General features: G+C 70.8%; 14 protein-coding genes. 8 read left to right on the top strand and 6 right to left on the bottom strand.

The features are described from left to right. Positions 1-16: 16 nt before the first annotated feature. Positions 17-955: a helix-turn-helix domain-containing protein gene (locus CLT68_RS20690; RefSeq protein ID WP_088947998.1), complete on the bottom strand. Its 939-nt coding sequence runs from the start codon at positions 953-955 to the stop codon at positions 17-19. 94 nt (positions 956-1,049) lie between these two features. Here CLT68_RS20690 and CLT68_RS20685 point away from each other — a divergent pair, with 94 nt between their 5' ends. Together CLT68_RS20685 and CLT68_RS20680 are read left to right on the top strand one after the other, a co-directional pair. After that, complete coding sequence (locus CLT68_RS20685; protein WP_099853124.1) at positions 1,050-2,063, top strand: NAD(P)H-binding protein; 1,014 nt, start codon at positions 1,050-1,052, stop codon at positions 2,061-2,063. Positions 2,064-2,460: 397 nt separating this feature from the next. After that, positions 2,461-3,969 carry a DUF1996 domain-containing protein gene (locus CLT68_RS20680; RefSeq protein ID WP_099853122.1) on the top strand — a complete coding sequence of 503 codons (1,509 nt, stop codon included), beginning with the start codon at positions 2,461-2,463 and terminating at the stop codon, positions 3,967-3,969. 39 nt (positions 3,970-4,008) lie between these two features. On the opposite strand, the gene CLT68_RS20675 is transcribed toward CLT68_RS20680, so the two are convergent. From CLT68_RS20675 to CLT68_RS20665, 3 genes are all read right to left on the bottom strand, one after another. Continuing rightward, complete coding sequence (locus CLT68_RS20675; protein WP_099853120.1) at positions 4,009-5,088, bottom strand: MerR family transcriptional regulator; 1,080 nt, start codon at positions 5,086-5,088, stop codon at positions 4,009-4,011. A 7-nt stretch (positions 5,089-5,095) separates the two neighbouring features. Further along, entirely contained in the window at positions 5,096-5,764 is a 669-nt protein-coding gene (locus CLT68_RS20670) for a HEAT repeat domain-containing protein (protein ID WP_099853117.1), read from the bottom strand. Between the two features lie 171 nt (positions 5,765-5,935). After that, a complete protein-coding gene (locus CLT68_RS20665; RefSeq protein WP_099853115.1) occupies positions 5,936-6,379 on the bottom strand; it encodes a DUF5990 family protein in 444 nt (147 codons plus the stop codon). 216 nt (positions 6,380-6,595) lie between these two features. Here CLT68_RS20665 and rph point away from each other — a divergent pair, with 216 nt between their 5' ends. Both rph and bla read left to right on the top strand, forming a co-directional pair. Continuing rightward, complete coding sequence (rph, locus tag CLT68_RS20660; RefSeq protein ID WP_099853113.1) at positions 6,596-9,238, top strand: rifamycin-inactivating phosphotransferase; 2,643 nt, start codon at positions 6,596-6,598, stop codon at positions 9,236-9,238. Then, positions 9,235-10,152 (top strand): class A beta-lactamase, encoded by a 918-nt coding sequence (gene bla, locus CLT68_RS20655; RefSeq protein ID WP_486482258.1) that lies wholly within the window; start codon positions 9,235-9,237, stop codon positions 10,150-10,152. Before rph ends, bla begins: the two co-directional genes overlap by 4 nt. 19 nt (positions 10,153-10,171) lie before the next feature. Here the strand turns inward: bla and CLT68_RS20650 are convergent, their stop codons facing one another. Then, the gene (locus tag CLT68_RS20650) at positions 10,172-10,528 is read right to left on the bottom strand and encodes a DUF4267 domain-containing protein (RefSeq protein ID WP_486482257.1); all 357 of its coding nucleotides are present in this window, start codon (positions 10,526-10,528) and stop codon (positions 10,172-10,174) included. Between the two features lie 132 nt (positions 10,529-10,660). Between CLT68_RS20650 and CLT68_RS20645 the strand changes: the two genes are divergently transcribed. The 3 genes from CLT68_RS20645 to CLT68_RS20635 all read left to right on the top strand — a co-directional run bounded on the left by CLT68_RS20645 (position 10,661) and on the right by CLT68_RS20635 (position 13,152). After that, positions 10,661-11,260, top strand: coding sequence for a TetR/AcrR family transcriptional regulator (locus CLT68_RS20645; protein ID WP_099853102.1), 600 nt, complete (start codon positions 10,661-10,663; stop codon positions 11,258-11,260). Positions 11,261-11,424: 164 nt separating this feature from the next. After that, positions 11,425-12,654 (top strand): MFS transporter, encoded by a 1,230-nt coding sequence (locus tag CLT68_RS20640; RefSeq protein ID WP_099853099.1) that lies wholly within the window; start codon positions 11,425-11,427, stop codon positions 12,652-12,654. Positions 12,655-12,771: 117 nt separating this feature from the next. After that, on the top strand, positions 12,772-13,152 hold the full coding sequence (locus tag CLT68_RS20635) for a hypothetical protein (RefSeq protein ID WP_099853097.1): 381 nt from the start codon (positions 12,772-12,774) through the stop codon (positions 13,150-13,152). 93 nt (positions 13,153-13,245) lie between these two features. Here the strand turns inward: CLT68_RS20635 and CLT68_RS20630 are convergent, their stop codons facing one another. Continuing rightward, on the bottom strand, positions 13,246-13,677 hold the full coding sequence (locus CLT68_RS20630) for a winged helix-turn-helix transcriptional regulator (protein ID WP_099853094.1): 432 nt from the start codon (positions 13,675-13,677) through the stop codon (positions 13,246-13,248). Between the two features lie 116 nt (positions 13,678-13,793). On the opposite strand from CLT68_RS20630, the gene CLT68_RS20625 reads away from it, so the two are divergent. After that, on the top strand, positions 13,794-14,513 hold the full coding sequence (locus tag CLT68_RS20625) for a DsbA family oxidoreductase (RefSeq protein ID WP_099853092.1): 720 nt from the start codon (positions 13,794-13,796) through the stop codon (positions 14,511-14,513). Positions 14,514-14,533: the final 20 nt, after the last annotated feature.

Here is a 14,533-nt window from a genome sequence, read left to right as displayed (position 1 = left end):
AGGGCAGGCGGCGCCCTCAGACGCTGCGGAAGGTGCGCCGGTAGGCGTCCGGCGGCACGCCGAGGGTGCGGTGGAAGTGTCGCCGCAGTGTCGTGGCGGTGCCCAGGCCGGCCGCCTCGGCGATGACGTCGATGCTGTCGTCGGTGTTCTCCAGCAGCTCCTGGGCGCGGCGGATCCGCTGCGTCGACAGCCACAGCAGCGGGGTGGTGCCGGTGACCGCCCGGAAGTGCCGAGCCAGGTTGCGCGAGCTCATGTTCGCCTGCCGGGCCAGGTCCTCGACGGTCAGCGGTCGGTCCAGCCGTTGCAGCACCCAGGGGAACAGGGCGGCAAGCGGGTGGTCGTCGCGGGCGGGCACCGGGGTGGTGACGTACTGGGCCTGGCCGCCGGCGCGGTGCGGCGGCACGACCAGGCGGCGGGCGACGGCGTTGGCGACCGTCGAGCCGTGGTCGCGGCGGATCAGGTGCAGGCACAGGTCGATCGCGGCGGCCTTGCCGGCGGAGGCGAGCACGGTGCCGTTGTCGACGTAGAGCACGTCCGGATCGACCCGCACCCGGGGGTAGCGGGCGGCCAGCGCCTCGGTATGGGCCCAGTGCGTGGTGGCGCGCAGCCCGTCGAGCACCCCGGCGGCGGCCAGCACGAACGCGCCGGTGCACAGCGAGACCATTCGGGCGCCCGCCGCGTGGGCAGCGCGCACCGCGTCGAGCAGGTCGGGAGACACGTCCACGTCGACGTCCTCCACCGCAGGGATGATCACGGTGTCGGCGCGGGCGAGTCGGTCCAGCCCGTCGTCGGGCTCCATCTGGAACCGTCCCACCCGGACCGGGCCGGGGCCGCAGACCACCACCTCGTACCACGGGTCCGCCTGGCCGGTGGGGTCGCGGGCGAAGACCTCGCAGGCCATGCCCACCTCGAAGTGCAGCATCCCGTCGGTGGCGGCGATCGCGACAGTGGCCATGTCCGAAACTGTACGGGTCATGGCGTTCCCGACACTGGTCGGTCATCGGCCGCTGCTGAAGGCTGTACGCAGTCGATCTTCTCAGGGGGCAGCAATGGGTCAGCGTGTGGCGGTGTTCGGGGCGTACGGGCACACCGGACGGTTCGTGGTGACGGAGTTGCGCGAGCGCGGTTTCGTGCCGCTGCTGCTCGGCCGCGACGAGAGCAGACTGGCGGCGTCGGGGCTCGCCTACCGGGTGGCGTCGGTCGACGATCCGGCCTCGCTCGACCAGGCACTGATCGGCGCGGACGCGGTCATCAACTGCGCCGGCCCGTTCGCCTCGACCGCCGCGCCGGTGATCGAGGCCGCGCTGCGCGCCGGGATCCCGTACGTGGACGTGGCGGCCGAGATCGAGGCCAACGTCGACACGTTCGCGCACTTCGGCGAGCCCGCCCGTGCGGCTGGCGTCGCGGTCGTCCCGGCGATGGCGTTCTTCGGCGGGCTCGGCGACCTGCTGGTCACCACGGCGATGGGCGACTGGACGTCGGCCGACGAGGCGCACGTGGCGTACGGACTGAGCAGCTGGCACCCGACGGCCGGGACGGTCGCCGCCGGCGCCGTCTCCCGCGAGCGCCGCGACGGTCGCCGGGTCCGCTACACCGGCGGCCGGTTGGAGTACCACGTCGACGAGCACGACCTGCCGAGCCTGGCGTGGGACTTTCCCCCGCCGCTGGGCCGGCGCCGGGTGCTCGGTGAATTCACCATGGCCGACGTCGTCACCGTCCCGAGCCACCTGGCCATCCCCGAGGTCCGCACCTACATGGCCGCCGACGCCGCCACCGACCTGGCCGCCGCGCAGGCACCGGTCGCGACCGACGAGTCGGGCCGCTCCGCGCAGACGTTCACCGTCGACGTCGTGGTGCGGCGCGGCGACACGCGACGGCGTGTCGTCGCCACCGGCCGGGACATCTACGCGGTCAGCGCACCCCTGGCCGTCGAGGCGGTCCGCCGCATCCTCGCCGGTCAGACGAGGACGAGCGGTGTCGCCTCCGCCGGTGAGATCTTCGACGCGGCCAACTTCCTCCGCGCGCTGTCGCCAGTCATCTCGGTCGAGCCGGTCAGCGGCTGAGGCCGCCAGCGTCGACCGGCGGTGTGCCTGCCGTGCCTTTCGAGCTGAATCGTCTGCGCTATCACGGCCGACGAGGACGGTCGGTTCACAGACTGGGCACGGAGGCCCACCCAAAGAATCGGAGCAAGATTGGCCGCCAAAAGATGTAATCATCGAACCACCGGTCAGACGTGCCGCTGACCTGCACCGATGGCGACAGGGAACCACCCCAGGCACTTAAACAAGACTTAAGACTGCGCGACTGAAAAATCGTTATCCAGCACGGACAAAGCGTCGACCAGCAGACTTGCCGACCACCCTTCTTAATTCTTCATCCGCAAGTTGTTGCCAGCTCTCGGCGCACTCATACTTCCTTTCGTCAAGAGCGTTATCGCCGACTCGAAGGACAACACTGGTAATGCGGACTCCCCCCGCGCACGTCGCACCGCCGGACCGGGCGCTAAAACGTCGTCGCCTCACTCGCATCACGCTCGCCTCCGCAGTCGTCGCCGCGCTCGGCGCGAGTGGCATCTACATCGCCGGCGCCCAGGCCGAAGAGGTCGACGTGCCCGGCCGGGTCCAGGCGGAGGCCTTCGCGGCGCACTCCGGCGCGCAGACCGAGGGCACCGGCGACACCGGCGGCGGCCGGAACGTCGGCTGGTTGGCCAACGGCGACTGGCTGCGGTACGACAATGTGTCGATCACCGGCGTCGACCTGGCGGCCCGGGTTTCCTCGCACAACACCACCGGCGGCACCGTCGAGCTGCACCTCGGCGCGCAGGACGGCCAACTGCTTGCCAGCTTCCCGATCGCGCAGACCGGCGGGTGGCAGCAGTGGAAGACCGTCACGGCGAAGGCGTCCGGTGTGCCGACCGGCGCGCAGACCCTCTTCGCCGTCATGAAGAGCACGTCGCCGTCGGACTTCGTGAACCTGAACTGGTTCACGTTCGGTCCCCCGGCGGGCACGTCGCCGAGCGCGTCGGCCAGCGCCTCGCCGACGCCCACCGCCTCGTCCGCGCCGAGTGCCACCCCGTCGGCGTCACCCTCCTCGTCGGTGCCGCCGACCGCTCCGGCCGGCGGTTGGGTGCCGGTCGACCAGGCCAAGTGGAACAAGGAGCTGGCCGCGTTCAACGCGCTCAAGCCCAAGGCGGTGCCGCCGGGCACCACCCGGGTGCCGGAGTTCCACACCGACTGCGGTGTCGCGAACTCCGCGGCGGACGACCCGATCGTCCTGCCCGGCCTGTCGGGCGCCTCGCACATGCACACCTTCTTCGGCCCGAAGGTCGACGCCTTCACCACGACGGACAAGCTGTTCGCCGCGGCGAACACCTGCAACGCCCCGGGAGACAAGAGCGCCTACTGGACCCCGGAGCTGCGCAAGGACGGCAAGCCGGTCCCGATCAAGAGCATGCGCATCTACTACGGCTCACGGGTCAAGGACCCCTCGACCGTCAAGCCCTTCCCGCCGGGCCTGGTGGTGGTCGAGGGTGACGCCAAGCGGCAGGTGGACACCCCCAAGAACGCCGGCAGCAACCAGTTCTGGTGCGCGGGCAGCGCCGAGATCGGCCGCAGCGCCGACGGCAACTGGCCGAGGTGCGCCTCGGGCGGCAACCTGATCTTCCAGCTCGTGTTCAAGGACTGCTGGGACGGCCAGAACATCGACTCGCCCGACCACAAGTCGCACATGGGCGACCCGGTGAACGGCGTCTGCACCGGCAAGTACCCGGTGGCGGTGCCGGACCTGTCCTTCATGGTCAACTACGAGTCGCTGGGCGGTGACGGTCTCAGCCTCTCCTCCGGCAAGCCGTCCTCCATGCACGGCGACTTCATGAACGCCTGGGAGCCGGATCGCCTCGCCGACCTGGTGAAGTCCTGCCTCAACCAGAACGCCAAGTGCGGCATCGACACGACGTTCGCCGGCGGCTGACCAGCGCGTCCACCCGTTGTCGACGGACGGCCCTCTCGCTCAGGCGAGGGGGCCGTCCGGCATCGTGCCCGGCCCAGCCCCGTGGCGACGCCTTCCGGTCCCGTCGCGGAGCTTCCCGGCCCCCTCGCGGAGCGTCAGGATGGATGTCGCCGTCAGCGCGACGGCACGGTCGTCGTCCTGCGACAGGCCCACCAGCGCGCGTGCGGCGATGCTGCCCGGGATGTCCGCCAGCGCCTCGGTCAGCCGCCGACGCGCGGACGGGGTCAGGGTCCCCCGGGCGAGGCGGTCGACGAGCCTGGTCGCGATCCGGTCCGCCGCCGCGGGATCGGTCGCCAGCACGCCCAACACGTCGGCCGCTTCGGCGTCCTTCGTCTCCTCGACGACCATGTCGATCAGCGTCGGGACCGCGTCCGCCGCCCCCCGTGCACCGAGCGCCAGCGCCGCGTACCTGCGGACCACGACGTCGGGGCTCGCAAGGGCGTCCCGCAGCACGTCGGTCGCCGCGTCGTGCGGGATCTCGGCGATGGTCTGGACGGCACGCTCGCGTACGTCGGCCTGCGGTGAGCGGAGGCCGTCCGCGAGCAGCGCCAGGCCCCCGTCCCCCGACTGTGCCAGCGCCCATCGCAGGGCTCCGGCGACGTTCGGGTCGGACTCGTCGAGCGCCGCCTCGACGAGTGCCTCCACGGGCACCTGAGCCCCGTCGACCGAGGACAGGGCCGCGCGCTGACGCCTGCCCGCGCTCGGCGAGCCCAGTGCCTGTAGGAGCGCGACGACCTGGAGGACGTCCTCCCAGCCGGCGGGTTCGGCGGCACCGATCCGACGCAGTCGGGTGAGCAGGTCCAGTTCATCGGCGATGCGCTGTCGCGTCCGCTGGATCAGGTCGTCGACGAGGTCGGAGGGTGCGAAGCCGGGATCGTCGAGTGCCCGCCGGACGTCACGCAACGACAGACCCAGGGACCGCAGGCTCTCGACCTGGAAGATCAGCCGGATGTCCTCGTCGGAGTACTCCCGATAGCCGGCGCCACTCCGACCGGTCGGCCGGACCAGGCCGAGCGAGTCGTAGTGCCGGAGCATGCGGGCGCTGACCCCGGACCGGCGCGCCACGTCACCGATCAACACCTGCGCATCATCCCTTCTCACCCATCGCGCCGAGGGCCACCACGCGCTTCGCCTCCTCGATCGCGAACTCGACACCGGCATCCGGGTCCCGCGTCAGCCGTTCCGTCGCGATCGCGTGCGCGCGTACGTGCGGGTCGAGATCCGTCATCGCGGCGCGCAGGATCGGCATGGTCACCGCACCGAGCGCGACCAGCGCCCGGCTGAGGCTCAACCGCGTGTCCCGCGTGCCGCGCCCGAGCTGTGTCGCCAACGCGCCGGCCAACTCGGGCTCGTCACCCGGCGGCACGAGGACGACCGCCGCTCGCCAGGCGCTTCGCGCCACCTCGTCGTCCGGGTCGGTCAGCAGCGCCCGTGTCAGCGCCGGCCAGGCCCGCCGATCGCCGATCTTGGACAACGTGTGCAACGCCTGGCTCCGGGCCTGCGCACGCTCCGAGCTGAGTTGGTCGGTTAGCTTCGGCACGGTCAGCGCGGTTGGGTGGCGGATCAGTGCCCAGGTGAGCATCTCGCGTACCGAGAACTCGGGCTCGATCGCGCACCGCTCGACGAGGGTGTCGACGAACAGCGGGTCCGGGGCCGTGCCGACTGCCAGCGCCGCGCGCAGCCGCACCGACGGGTCGGCGTTCTCCAGCGCCTGGAGCGCCCGCGTGGTGTTCGTGTCCTTTTCCGGCCTGGTCATCGGGACCACCTCCTGGACCCCACTGAAGACCTTGCCACTGTGTCAAGGTCAAGGCGGCCGACGGGCGCCCCGCGGGTCACCCGGAGTGCGGCGCTGGCTGGTCGGCGGACGACACCGACCCGCGCCGTCGGTCTCGCCACGGCAGACGGGTACGGCGGCAGTAGGACAGGGTCACTCCACCGTCCAGGCGACGCCGGGGGGTCGAACGCGCGCGGACAGTGGTCCGCCCGCGGCATCGGTCAACCCGACCTGGCCGACGAGTGTCCCGTTGCCCTCGTGTGCGGCGCGCAGCAGTTCGGTCGGGATGTCGGTGAACATCAGCTTCGCTCGTCGGAACATCGCGAAGCCGTCCTCGGTCACCGCTCCCCAGCTCAGATACAGGAACCGTGCTCCCGGCCGCCCGTGCACCCAGGGGCCGCCGACGTCGAGCATCCCGTCGATCTCGCGGCTGGACACCTCGAAACACCAGGTCGCCGTCGCCGCGTCGGCCGGCACCAGCTCGACCACCTCGGCCTTGCGCTGGACCCCGACGTGCACGTTGCCCAGCCGCAGCGCGTCGGCCTCCGCACCGGCGCGCCGGCCCGGGAGATCGCTGCCGTCGATCCGGATCCGCATGCTGGCGACTCTAGGCCGGACGGGGGTGTGCGGCGGCCAGGCGGGTCACCGCACCGCCCTGGGCGACAAAAAGCAAAGGCAGGGAGATAACTCTCCCTGCCACTTCTAACGTATATCGCACCTGGGGGCTTGCGGCAAGACCCCGGTCCTGGCGCAGAATCTGCGGCCGGACCAGCATCAGGACGTAACGGGGGGCATGACGTGGGTGTGTTGTCGATGGACGGGGACCGCAGCGACCTCGCACCGGTGTTGGATCTTCGGGAGGTTGACGAGACGCAGGTCGGGGTCGTCGGTGGCAAGGCCGCGCACCTGGGCGGGCTGTCGCGGATCGACGGCGTCCGCGTGCCGGCCGGGTTCTGCGTGACGACGGCCGCCTTCCGGCAGGTCATGGCGGAGGCGCCGTCGATCGACGACCGGCTCGATCAGCTGTCGCGCCTGGGCCCGGACGACCGGGAGACGATCGGCGCGCTCAGCGCGGAGATCCGCCGGAGCATCGAGGAGACCGCGATTCCGGACGAGCTGGCGGCCACGATCACCCGCGCGCTCGCCCGGTTCGGCGACGAGGCCGCCTACGCCGTGCGGTCCAGCGCGACGGCAGAGGACACTCCCACGGCTTCCTTCGCGGGCCAGCAGGACACCTACCTGAACGTGGTGGGGCCGAAGGCGGTCCTGCGGCACGTCAGCCGATGCTGGGCGTCGCTGTTCACCGAGCGGGCCGTCATCTACCGTTTGCGCAACGGCATCGACCACCGCGCGGTCCACATGGCTGTCGTCGTACAGCAGATGGTTTTTCCGGATGCGGCCGGAATCCTGTTCACGGCCGACCCGGTGTCGGGCAACCGGAAGGTCGCGACAGTGGACGCCAGCTTCGGGCTCGGCGAGGCCCTGGTGTCCGGCCTGGTGAACCCGGACGTCTTCACGGTGCGCGACGGGGAGGTCGTCACCGGGGCGATCGCCGCCAAACACCGTGCCGTCGCTGCCGTGCCTGGCGGCGGTACGCGGGAAGTGGCGATCGACAGGCAGCGGCAGGAGCAGCCGGCGCTGACCGAGGAGCAGGTCGTGCGGCTGGTGCGGCTCGGGCGACGGATCGAGGCGCATTTCGGCCGTCCGCAGGACATCGAATGGTGCCTGGTCGACGACGACTTCCAGATCGTGCAGAGCCGGCCGATCACCACGTTGTTCCCCATTCCCGCGGCCGCTGACCAGGAAAACCACGTCTACCTGTCGGTCGGTCACCAGCAGATGATGACCGACGCGATGAGGCCGCTGGGGCTCTCGATGTGGCAGTTGACGGCCATGGCCCCGATGCTGGAGGCCGGCGGGAGGTTGTTCGTCGACGCCACCCGGCTGCTTGCCTCACCCGCGAGCCGCGCCGGCTTCCTGGAGATGGCGGGGAAGTCCGATCCGCTGATGCGCGACGCGTTGGAAACGCTGCTCGATCGCCCGGACTTCATTCCGACGGTCCCGGACGACGGTGGTCCCGGCAGGCCGACGACCGGCGGCGCGTCCGCCCCGATCGAGACCGACCCGGCCATCGTGACCGAGCTGATCGAGCGCAGCGAGGCGTCCATCGCCGCGTTGCGGCGCGACATCGCGACGGTGACCGGTACGGCGCTGTTCGACTTCCTGCTGGAGGCCTTTCAGGAGCACAAGCGGGTCCTCGGTGAGCCGCTGAACATGCAGGCGATCATGGCTGGCATGGAGGCCACCTGGTGGCTCAACGACCGGCTGTACGAGTGGCTGGGCGAGAAGAACGCCGCGGACACCCTCACCCTGTCGGCTCCCGGCAACATCACGTCGGAGATGGGCCTGGCGTTGCTCGACGTCGCCGACGTGATCCGTCCGCATCAGGAGGTGGTGGCGTTCCTGCGGGGCGTCGAGGACGACGGCTTCCTCGACGAGCTGCCGAAGCTCGCGGGCGGGACCGAGGCGCGCGACGCCATCGAGGCGTACCTCGACCGGTACGGCATGCGCTGCGTCGGCGAGATCGACATCACCAGGCCGCGGTGGAGCGAACGCCCCAGCACGCTCGTGCCCGTGATCCTCGACAACGTCCGGCTCTTCGAGCCGGGCGCCGCCAGGCGGCGCTTCGAGCAGGGGCAGCAGAGGGCGCGGCAGAAGGCGCAGGAGGTGTTGACGCGCCTGCGGGCGCTGCCGGACGGGCAGCAGAAGGCCGACGAGACCGAGCGGATGATCGACCGGGTACGGACCTTCATCGGCTATCGGGAGTACCCGAAGTACGGCATCATCAGCCGCTACTTCGTCTACAAGCAGGCCCTGCTGGGCGAGGCCGAGCGCCTCGTGCGGGCTGGCGTGCTCACCGAGACCGAAGACGTCTTCCACCTCACGTTCCAGGAGTTCCACGAGGTCGTGCGCTCGCACCAGGTGGACGACGAGCTGATCCGGCAGCGCAGGGACGCGTTCCGGTCGTATCAGGCGCTGACGCCTCCCCGGGTGCTGACCTCGGACGGCGAGGTCATCACCGGTGCCTATCGACGCGACGACGTGCCGGCCGGCGCCCTGATCGGTGTGCCGGTGTCCGCCGGGACGGTCGAAGGACGTGCCCGCGTCATCCTCGACATGGCACAGGCTGATCTCGAAGCGGGTGACATCCTCGTCACGACCCACACGGACCCCAGCTGGACGCCGCTGTTCGTCGGCATCGCCGGCCTGGTGACGGAGGTCGGCGGGTTGATGACGCACGGCGCGGTGATCGCACGGGAGTATGGTCTGCCGGCTGTCGTGAGCGTGCTCGACGCCACCCGGCTGATCCGCGACGGGCAGCGGATCCGGGTGCACGGCAGCGACGGGTACGTCGAGATTCTGCCCGGGCCGGCGGCGCAGGAGGAGGAACGATGATGACGATCTCTGTCCGACGTCTGACGGCCGCCGTGGTGACGGCGTCGACAGTGGTGTCGCTGGCGGGGTGCGGCACCGGCGACGCACCCGAGGCGCGCACGACGCCGAGCCCCGAGGTGACGGCCAGCCCGTCGCCGGCCGCCGAGCAGGAGTTTCAGCGGCTGGAGAAGACGTTCCAGGCGCGGCTGGGGATCTACGCCGTCGACACGGGCACCGGCCGCACTGTGGAACACCGACCCGACGAGCGGTTCGCGTACGCCTCGACGTGGAAGGCGTTGGCCGCCGCCGAGGTGCTGGACGGCACCACCGACGCCGAGTTGGACCGGGTGGTGCGCTATTCGGCGCAGGACCTGGTGTCGCACGCACCGATCACCGAGAAGCACGTCGCCGAGGGCATGAGCCTGCGTGCGCTCGCCGACGCCGCCGTGCGCTACAGCGACAACACGGCCGGGAACCTGCTGCTGCGTCACCTCGGGGGCCCGCAGGGGTTCGAGAAGAAGCTGCGTGGGATCGGCGACACGGTCACCGACCCGGCCCGCTACGAGACCGCCCTCAACGAGGCGACGCCGGGCGACCGGCGGGACACCAGCACGGCGCGGGCTCTGGCGGGCGACCTCCGGGCGTACACAGTGGGGGATGCCCTGACGCCCGCGGACCGCGACGTGCTGCTCGGTTGGCTGAAGGGCAACACCACCGGCGCGGCGCTGGTCCGCGCCGGGGTGCCCGCCGGCTGGGTGGTCGGGGACAAGACCGGGACCGGAGGGTACGGCACCCGCAACGACATCGCGGTGATCTGGCCACCCGATCGTGCCCCGATCGTCGTCGCCGTGCTGTCCAGCCGCGACAAGTTGGACGCCACCCCCGACGACGCGCTCATCGCCCAGGCCACCACTGTGGTCGTCGCCCAACTGTGAGCGCTCGGCCGGCACGCGCTCAGGCGACGAGCAGAAGCACGCTGATCGCCAGCATCACCAGGGCGGTGCTCGCGTGGACGCCGTACGCGATCGCCTTTGGGCCCTTGCTGCGCAGCACGATCAGCGCGTCGCCGATGGGTATGAGGGTGGCGGCCAGCATGAACCAACCCAACAGGTCCGACGTCGCTCCGATGATCAGGACGAAGATGAAGAGCCCCGACGCGATGTCGCGCACGCCCTTGACGGTCAGCCAGGCCTGAAAAGCCCTGTCGTCGGTCGGCGTGCCGGGGATGCCGAACCCGACTGCGGCCTGCGGCGCCCAGAAGACGCGCGCGCCGATGACGATGATGCCTACGCCGATCAGTGCGGCGAGCACGGTGGCAACGGTGGTGAGCATGGGTGTCTCCCCTTTGACGGCAGCGCCCGCAGCGGCTGCTGCCGGCGCTAGTTGTGCTAGCAACGCTAGATCTAGCTTCGACAGGAAGTCAAGCGTTGCTAGGATGCAGTCATGTCCGGCATCAACGAGCGCCGCGAACGCGAACGCGCCCACCGTCACCAGCTGATCGTCACGGCCGCGCGCGAACTCGCGGAGACCGAGGGCTGGGAGGCAGTGACGACGCGACGCCTGGCCGAACGCGTCGAATACAGCCAGCCGGTGCTGTACAGCCACTTCAACGGCAAGGAAGCGATCGTGAGCGCCGTCGCCATCGACGGCTTCGGCGAACTCGCCGCCCACCTGCGCCGCGCGCGACTGGCCGCCCCTGAGCCGGGGCAGGCCCTGCGTGCCGTCTGCCGCGCCTACCTGGATTTCGCCACCGAACGACCCGCCCTCTACCAGGCCATGTTCGTCCTGCCCACCGACCTGAGGTTCGCCAGCCCCGAGACACCACCTCCCCTGCGGGCGGGCTTCGACGAGTTCGTGAGCTGCTTCGACCCGGACGACGAGCGCCGCGAACTCATCGCCGAGGTCACCTGGAGCGCGTTGCACGGCATGGCCGTCCTGTCGGAGACCGGCCGCATCCCCCCAGAGGGCCAGGACGCGCGGCTCGACTTCCTCGTCACCCGGTTCACCGCGCCCGCGGCCGGCCGGCGACGCGACGAGCGGTGAGGTGGCGTAAGGCGGACCAGCCTTGCCCCGCAGGGATGGCGGTTCGGCCACCCATTTGAGGGTCTCCACGTCGACGACAGCACCGGGTTCAGGGAGTTCCGCCTCGGCCCTGCCACGCGGGCTGGCGACGGTGATCCATCTCGGCGACTGGGTAGCAACACACAATGGACGTTGTGTCGCCGCACCGGCAGCTGGTCACGGCCACCTACCTCGCGTCGGTCGTCTTCGGCGCGTTCTGGGGCACCTGGGGTTCGGCGGTCCCGCGTGTGCGTGACCAGGCCGGTCTCGACGACGCCCAACTCGGCACCGCGCTGTTGTTCATCAGCGCGGGCGCTCTGCCGGCGATGCTGCTGACGGGTCGAGCACTGGACCGTTGGGGGTTGCAGTGCACCTCCCTGGTGGTGGTCGCCCTGGGCGGGGCAGGGCTCGCCGCGTCCGTCACGGCCGGCGGACTCGTCGGCCTGTGCGCCGGGCTCACCGCCGTGGGTGTCGCCAGCGGCGCGGTCGACGTCGCCATGCACTCGGTCGGCGGGCGCGCCGAGCAACGCTCCGGTCGACCGATCATCACCCGGACCGGCGGGGTGTTCTCCACCACGGTCGTCGTGTCCAGCCTCGGCACCGGCGCCGCGTACGCCCTCGGGGCACCCACCTGGGTTCCGTTCGCGGCCGTGCTGCTTCTGTCGGTCCTGGCCGGTGCCGCCATCCACCGCACGCTGACCTCCGAGATGTCCCGCCCGGAGCCGCTCGCACCGAGCAGCACGAACGGCATCCGGATGTCGGTCGTACCTCTGCTGCTCGTCGGTGTGCTCGGCGCCCTCGCGTTCGCCACCGAGAACGCCCACCAGAGCTGGGGTGCCGTCTTCATGGAGGACGTCCTGGCCACCGGCCCCGGCCTCAGCGCCATCGCGCCCGCAGCGTTCGCCGCCGTCGTGGCGAGCACCCGCTTCGCGGTCAGCACCCTCAACCCCACGCACGCCCGGAAGGTCCTCGTCCTCGGGTCCGTCGTGGCGGCCACCGGCACGGCGATCCTGGCGCGCGCCCCGTCGGTGCCCGTCGCCCTGGCCGGGCTCGTCCTCGCCGCCGCCGGGACCGCCGCGCTGTTCCCCACCCTGCTGAGCATCGTCTCGCGCAACGTCGTCGAGGCCACGCGCGGGCGAGCGACCTCGCTCGTGACGGCCGTGTCGTACCTGGGGTTCCTACTGGGGCCGGTCTACGTCGGACTGTGGGCGTCCGCGACCGGGCTGCGTGGCGCGATGATCGCGGTAGCGGCGCTCGGTGTCGCCCTGGCCGCGCTGACCCTCCCGCTACTGGCCCTGAGCCGCTACGCGGTGACGCCCCGGCCCGCGACGCACCAGGGCCACCCGGCCCGCGTACCGTCCACGCACTCGTCGTGATCCGCGACCGACGTCGGAACCCGCCTACTCCTCCAGCTCAGCGCACGGTTACCGACCTGGAGGTACGCCCGTGCAAGCACGACTGCGGACGTTGCCCGCCGGTGTCATCATCGTTCGATGAACGTTCGTCGCCTGGCGGCCGTCGACATGCACGGCACCCGAGGCACCGCCCGCCGGCGGCGCATCATCCTGGCCGAGTTCCTGGTCGGCGTGGTTGCCATGGTGGCGCTGGGCATCTGGTTCCTGGCGTCGTCGAGCAGCCTCGGCAGCCGGGCGATCGGTTTGTGGTTCACCGGGGCAGGGCTCAACTACGCGCCGCTGTCCATCCACGCGATCGCACTGACGCGGCCCGGCGCCCTCGACGCCGAACTCACCGGTGTCGACGTCGACCGGGAGCTGCGCCGCTACACCGTTCTTCAACTGTGGGTCTTCGTGCCGCTCGCACTGGTCGTCTTCGCCGTACGCGACGCGCTCGCCCGGCGTCGGGCGGCTCGATGAGGCCCCGAACCCGGTCGATCATGGAGTTGTGGTGGTCCGCAAAAGCCACAATTAATCCCCGGACGGGCACCACAACTCGATGATCGACCAGCGTCAGTCCGTGCTGCCGTTGTCGTACGTTGTCTGGTGGCGGCGGATCTCGGCATGATGGTCGGCCGACCAGGCGGCCAGGGCCAGGACGGTGGAGAGCAGTGACCTGCCCAGCTCGGTGAGGGCGTACTCGACGCGGGGCGGAACCTCGGGGTACGAGGTCCGGGTGACGAGGCCGGTGCGCTGGAGGTGCTTCAAGGTCAGCGTCAGCATGCGCTGCGAGATGCCGGGGATCGCGTCACCCAGATCCGAGTAGCGGACCGGCCCGTCGGCGAGCGTGCCGATGATCAGCACACTCCATTTGTCGCCGACGAGGTCCAGGACCTCGCGGATGAAGTCGGCGTCCTCGTCGTTCCAGTGCGCACAGGGCCCCGGAGCCGCCCGGACGTTAGCCCGGACGTTGGTGCGCCTGCGCCGAAGATCCCCTGCGCTCATCCCCTGCCACCTCTCCGTCAGCCCCTTGCCACGAACATGAATGTACCTTTTGTGGCCTTCCAATTCTCATGCATGATGGCGTTACGAACAAGAAGTGAGAATAGAGGAGGAGTGCCATGAAGATCGAGTTCTGGTCGGACATCGTCTGCCCGTACTGCGGGCTGATGGACCACCGGCTCCACCAGGCCCTGGACCGGTTCCCGTACGGCGATCAGGTGCAGGTGGTCCACCGGTCCTTCCAGCTCCACCCCGACCTGCCCCGCGAGGGCGTCAGTCAACGAGAGTTGATCACGATGGCCGGGGCACCCGCGACGACCGTCGACCGGGTCCTGCGGCCCATCGAACGGGCCGCCGAGGCGGAGGGCCTGACTCCCTACCACGCGGTGGACCGCACGCTCGGGCCGACAGACCTGGCCCACGAGCTGCTCGCCTACGCGACCGACCAGGGCCGTGGCGCCGAGATCTGGACGGCGATGTTCCGCGCGCACTTCGGGCAGGCCCGCAAGCTGTGGACCGCCGAGGAGGTCGTCGACTTCGCCGCCGAGGTGGGCCTGGACCGCGCCGACGCCGCTGAGGCCCTGCGCAGCCGCCGCTACCGGGCCCGGGTGGCGACCGACCAGCGCGAGGCAGAGCGCCTCGGGGCACGTGGCGCGCCCTTCCTCGTGTTCGACGGCCGCTTCGCCGTTCCCGGGGCGATCGGCATCGACGACCTGCTCGCGGTCATCACCAAGGCGTGGGCCGAGAGCCATCCCACGCCGCAACCACTGCCGACCCTTGCCGGCACCGGTGACGTGTGCACCCCGGACGGCTGTGCCGCACCCGACCGCACCAGCTGAGCCGCCCGCGCCCGTCGATC

The sequence above is a fragment of the Micromonospora sp. CNZ299 genome (assembly GCF_002754415.1).
The sequence above is the reverse complement of the archived record's forward strand: the minus strand, read 5'-3'. Positions and strand labels throughout refer to the sequence as shown.